We start from the raw sequence: 5867 nt of genomic DNA, 5'->3' as shown, positions 1-5867 counted from the left end.
AGACATAAAAAAACCCGCTAGCGATAGCTGAGCGGGTTTTAGGAATATAAGCTTGGCGATGACCTACTCTCACATGGGACCTCCCACACTACCATCGGCGCTAAGACGTTTCACTTCTGAGTTCGGAATGGGATCAGGTGGTTCCATCTTGCTATTGTCACCAAGCAATTTGGTGTTGCCAGCCACATTTCTGCGACTGTGCAAAGTTCGTTTGAAACAGATCTCTCTATTCAATCTGTTTGTGTACTGTCGTACTGAATTCGGTATCGATTCTTTGAGAATCTCAAGGACATATCATTTAGTTGGTTTTATTAACCAACTCGAAGTCACTTTTGAGTTGTATAGTTAAGCCTCACGGGTAATTAGTACTGGTTAGCTTCATACATTACTGCACTTCCACATCCAGCCTATCAACGTCATAGTCTCTAACGGCCCTTCAGAAGACTTAAAGTCTAGGGAGAACTTATCTTGAGGCAGGTTTCCCGCTTAGATGCTTTCAGCGGTTATCCCTCCCGAACATAGCTACCCGGCAATGCTGTTGGCACAACAACCGGAACACCAGAGGTTCGTCCACTCCGGTCCTCTCGTACTAGGAGCAGCCCCTCTCAATTCTCCAACGCCCACGGCAGATAGGGACCGAACTGTCTCACGACGTTCTAAACCCAGCTCGCGTACCACTTTAAATGGCGAACAGCCATACCCTTGGGACCGACTTCAGCCCCAGGATGTGATGAGCCGACATCGAGGTGCCAAACACCGCCGTCGATATGAACTCTTGGGCGGTATCAGCCTGTTATCCCCGGAGTACCTTTTATCCGTTGAGCGATGGCCCTTCCACACAGAACCACCGGATCACTAGAACCTGCTTTCGCACCTGCTCGACGTGTCTGTCTCGCAGTCAAGCACCCTTTTACTCTTGCGCTCATTGCACGATGTCCGACCGTGCTGAGGGTACCTTCGCGCTCCTCCGTTACTCTTTGGGAGGAGACCGCCCCAGTCAAACTACCCACCATACACTGTCCCTGAGCAGGATTCACTGCCCGAGGTTAGAACCTCAATAATATCAGGGTGGTATTTCAAGGACGGCTCCACAATGACTGGCGTCACTGCTTCAAAGCCTCCCACCTATCCTACACAGATAGTATCAAAGTCCAGTGCAAAGCTGTAGTAAAGGTTCACGGGGTCTTTCCGTCTAGCCGCGGGTACGCAGCATCTTAACTGCGATTTCAATTTCGCTGAGTCTCGGGTGGAGACAGTGTGGCCATCATTACGCCATTCGTGCAGGTCGGAACTTACCCGACAAGGAATTTCGCTACCTTAGGACCGTTATAGTTACGGCCGCCGTTTACCGGGGCTTCGATCAAGAGCTTCGCAGATGCTAACCCCATCAATTAACCTTCCGGCACCGGGCAGGCGTCACACCCTATACGTCATCTTTCGATTTTGCAGAGTGCTATGTTTTTAGTAAACAGTTGCAGCCACCTGGTCTCTGCAACCCCCACTAGCTTACGGAGCAAGTCCGATCACCGGCAGGGGCACACCTTCTCCCGAAGTTACGGTGTCATTTTGCCTAGTTCCTTCACCCGAGTTCTCTCAAGCGCCTTGGAATTCTCATCCTGACCACCTGTGTTGGTTTGGGGTACGATTCTTTATTACCTGAAGCTTAGAAGCTTTTCTTGGAAGCATGGCATCAATCACTTCGTCCAAAAGAGGACTCGTCATCAGTTCTCAGCATTAAACACCCGGATTTGCCTAAGTGTTCTGCCTACAACCTTAAACCAGGACAACCAACGCCTGGATGATTTAGCCTTCTCCGTCCCTCCATCGCAGTAATAAAAAGTACAGGAATATTAACCTGTTTCCCATCGACTACGCCTTTCGGCCTCGCCTTAGGGGTCGACTAACCCTACGTCGATTAACGTTGCGTAGGAACCCTTGGTCTTTCGGCGAGGGAGCTTTTCACTCCCTTTATCGCTACTCATGTCAGCATTCGCACTTCCGATACCTCCAGGACACTTTACAATGCCCCTTCACAGGCTTACGGAACGCTCCTCTACCATGCCTTACGGCATCCGCAGCTTCGGTACACTGCTTAGCCCCGTTAAATCTTCGGCGCAGGCCGACTCGATCAGTGAGCTATTACGCTTTCTTTAAAGGGTGGCTGCTTCTAAGCCAACCTCCTGACTGTCTAAGCCTTCCCACATCCTTTCCCACTGAGCAGTGTTTAGGGACCTTAGCTGGCGGTCTGGGTTGTTTCCCTCTTGACTACGGACGTTAGCACCCGCAGTCTGTCTCCCATGATTGCACTTCTCGGTATTCGGAGTTTGCAATGGGCTGCTAACCCTTGACGGGCCGCTAGACCATAACAGTGCTCTACCCCCGAGAGTGAGACATGAGGCACTACCTAAATAGTTTTCGAGGAGAACCAGCTATCTCCGAGCTTGATTAGCCTTTCACTCCGATCCACAGCTCATCCCCGCATTTTTCAACATACGTGGGTTCGGTCCTCCAGTACCTGTTACGGCACCTTCAACCTGGCCATGGATAGATCGCCCGGTTTCGGGTCTACTGCATGCTACTAGTCGCCCATTTAAGACTCGGTTTCCCTACGGCTCCCCTATTCGGTTAACCTCGCAACATACAGTAAGTCGCTGACCCATTATACAAAAGGTACGCAGTCACCTAACAAGTAGGCTCCCACTGCTTGTACGTACACGGTTTCAGGTTCTATTTCACTCCCCTTCAGGGGTTCTTTTCGCCTTTCCCTCACGGTACTGGTTCACTATCGGTCGGTAGAGAGTATTTAGCCTTGGAGGGTGGTCCCCCCATATTCAGACAGAATTTCACGTGTTCCGTCCTACTCGTTTTCACACTTAAAAGAGTTTCGTATACGGGACTATCACCCTGTATCGTCAGACTTTCCAGACTGTTCTACTACTCTTATAAATGCTTAAGGGCTGGTCCCCGTTCGCTCGCCGCTACTAGGGGAATCTCGGTTGATTTCTTTTCCTCCGGGTACTTAGATGTTTCAGTTCTCCGGGTTAGCCTCCCACAAGGGGATATCCATAAAGGATGGGTTTTCCCATTCGGAAATCTCCGGGTCAAAGGTTATTTGCCACCTCACCGAAGCTTATCGCAGGCTATCACGTCCTTCATCGCCTTCTACCGCCTAGGCATCCACCGTGTACGCTTAGTCACTTAACTATACAACTCAAAAGCAACCTTCTAAGAAGATTTGTTCTGACCTTTTGTGTTGAGCAAAGCCCAATCAGAACCTTTTAAGTCGACAACGCAACTAAGTTTCTTCGCTGTCATGATATATCGCTTGAGATACCTCAAAAAATATATACCTATTACTATTTGCTATCTGATTACTCAGATTGCAGTAGATTTTTCTTTCTCAACTCCGGCTAAGGAGTTGAATCGTTTATAACATGTCGGTGTTATAAACTTGAGAGATCTATTCCAAATTGTTAAAGAACTTGTCGGTTTTTCTCAAAACCTGAGAAGCGGAATTTTATCATTCATCCACTCCCCAGACAATAAGAACCGCTAATATTTTCTCAGTCAATTTAAGTTTTTAAATCAACCAAAACAACATTAGCGGTTGTTATTGGTGGAGCTATGCGGGATCGAACCGCAGACCTCCTGCGTGCAAAGCAGGCGCTCTCCCAGCTGAGCTATAGCCCCGATATGCAGGTTAGTTTTCCAACCCCTGATAATGTTAATTTTGTTCCCATCAAGGCGAATGTTTGCGAAGCTTATAACATAAGCAAATGAACATTCAACGCAGAGTAGGACAAAATTGGTGGGTCTGGGTGGATTTGAACCACCGACCTCACCCTTATCAGGGGTGCGCTCTAACCAACTGAGCTACAGACCCAGGTCGTTCTCATCTTCTTAGGTAATTCAGAGACAATTTATGTGAAAGCTCGCTTAAGCTCGCAACCTTTATATCTTAAAGGAGGTGATCCAGCCGCAGGTTCCCCTACGGCTACCTTGTTACGACTTCACCCCAGTCATTGACCACAAAGTGGTGAGCGTCCTCCCGAAGGTTAGACTACCCACTTCTTTTGCAGCCAACTCCCATGGTGTGACGGGCGGTGTGTACAAGGCCCGGGAACGTATTCACCGCGACATTCTGATTCGCGATTACTAGCGATTCCGACTTCATGGAGTCGAGTTGCAGACTCCAATCCGGACTACGAGAAGTTTTTTGAGATTGGCGTACCGTCGCCGGCTAGCTGCTCTTTGTACTTCCCATTGTAGCACGTGTGTAGCCCATCCCATAAGGGCCATGATGACTTGACGTCGTCCCCGCCTTCCTCCGGTTTATCACCGGCAGTCTCATTAGAGTTCTCAACTAAATGGTAGCAACTAATGATAAGGGTTGCGCTCGTTGCGGGACTTAACCCAACATCTCACGACACGAGCTGACGACAGCCATGCAGCACCTGTCACTGCGTTCCCGAAGGCACCAATCTATCTCTAGAAAGTTCGCAGGATGTCAAGGGATGGTAAGGTTCTTCGCGTTGCATCGAATTAAACCACATGCTCCACCGCTTGTGCGGGCCCCCGTCAATTCCTTTGAGTTTTAATCTTGCGACCGTACTCCCCAGGCGGTCAACTTAACGCGTTAGCTACGTTACTAACCTTTTTAATAAGGCCAACAACTAGTTGACATCGTTTACGGCGTGGACTACCGGGGTATCTAATCCCGTTCGCTACCCACGCTTTCGCACCTCAGCGTCAGTCTTGATCCAGGAAGGCGCCTTCGCCACTGATGTTCCTCCAGATATCTACGCATTTCACTGCTACACCTGGAATTCCCCTTCCCTCTATCAGACTCTAGATCAGCAGTATCAGATGCAGTTCCCAGGTTGAGCCCGGGGCTTTCACAACTGACTTACTGGTCCACCTACGCGCGCTTTACGCCCAGTAATTCCGAATAACGCTTGCACCCTCTGTATTACCGCGGCTGCTGGCACAGAGTTAGCCGGTGCTTCTTCTGAAGGTAACGTCAAATAAAGCAGGTATTAACTACTCTATCTTCCTCCCAACTGAAAGTGCTTTACAACCCTCGGGCCTTCTTCACACACGCGGTATGGCTGCATCAAGCTTTCGCTCATTGTGCAATATTCCCCACTGCTGCCTCCCGTAGGAGTCTGGGCCGTGTCTCAGTCCCAGTGTGGCTGATCATCCTCTCAAACCAGCTAAGGATCGTCGCCTTGGTAAGCCTTTACCTCACCAACTAGCTAATCCTACGCGGGCTCATCCTATAGCGAGACCTTCCAAGGAGAGGGCCCCTTTACTCCGTAGAGCATATTCGGTATTAGCATACGTTTCCATATGTTGTCCCCAACTATAGGGTAGATTCCCACGCGTTACTCACCCGTCCGCCACTCGTCAGCAAGAGAGCAAGCTCTCTTCTGTTACCGTTCGACTTGCATGTGTTAAGCCTACCGCCAGCGTTCATTCTGAGCCAGGATCAAACTCTTCAGTTTAATCTTGCTAGATTTATTTAATGTCTGTCCCCAGACTATAAACACTCGGAATTGACAAGTTAAGCATGATAAATAAGTAAACTTATTACCATTACATAATTGTCATAAATTTCGAGATTTTTATCAGGTCACTCACTTAAGGAGCTTCCACATAAATTATCTCTGAATTACCTGATTTTTAAAGAACTTAGGTCTTTCGAAAACTCAATCAGCTAAGCTGTTTTTCGTTCTCGGTAAGCCGCGTATTATAGTGACCAATCAATCAAACTGTCAACAATTTTTTCAAATTATTTTCAGCAGACCAATTCGTTCAAACTCACAATCAATACCGCTTCTACCCTTCTTAACTCGCCGCTTCCGTTT

Annotated in this window: 2 tRNA genes and 3 rRNA genes; all 5 read right to left on the bottom strand. The window is 48.5% G+C overall.

Annotated features, from left to right (window positions below):
• Positions 1–50 precede the first annotated feature (50 nt).
• Positions 51–165, bottom strand: a 5S ribosomal RNA gene (gene rrf, locus QCB44_RS10900).
• Positions 166–341: 176 nt separating this feature from the next.
• A 23S ribosomal RNA gene (locus QCB44_RS10895) occupies positions 342–3204 on the bottom strand.
• 410 nt (positions 3205–3614) lie between these two features.
• Positions 3615–3690 (bottom strand) — tRNA-Ala (locus QCB44_RS10890).
• A gap of 116 nt (positions 3691–3806) precedes the next feature.
• A tRNA-Ile gene (locus QCB44_RS10885) sits at positions 3807–3883 on the bottom strand.
• A gap of 77 nt (positions 3884–3960) precedes the next feature.
• Positions 3961–5504, bottom strand: a 16S ribosomal RNA gene (locus QCB44_RS10880).
• The 16S, 23S and 5S rRNA genes sit together here with 2 tRNA genes alongside, the layout of an rRNA operon.
• Positions 5505–5867: the final 363 nt, after the last annotated feature.

It is taken from the genome of Thiomicrorhabdus sp. zzn3, assembly GCF_029767755.1.
In the GTDB taxonomy this organism is placed as follows: domain Bacteria; phylum Pseudomonadota; class Gammaproteobacteria; order Thiomicrospirales; family Thiomicrospiraceae; genus Thiomicrorhabdus.
Note: the sequence above shows the minus strand (reverse complement) of the source record. Positions and strands in the feature narration are given on the sequence as shown.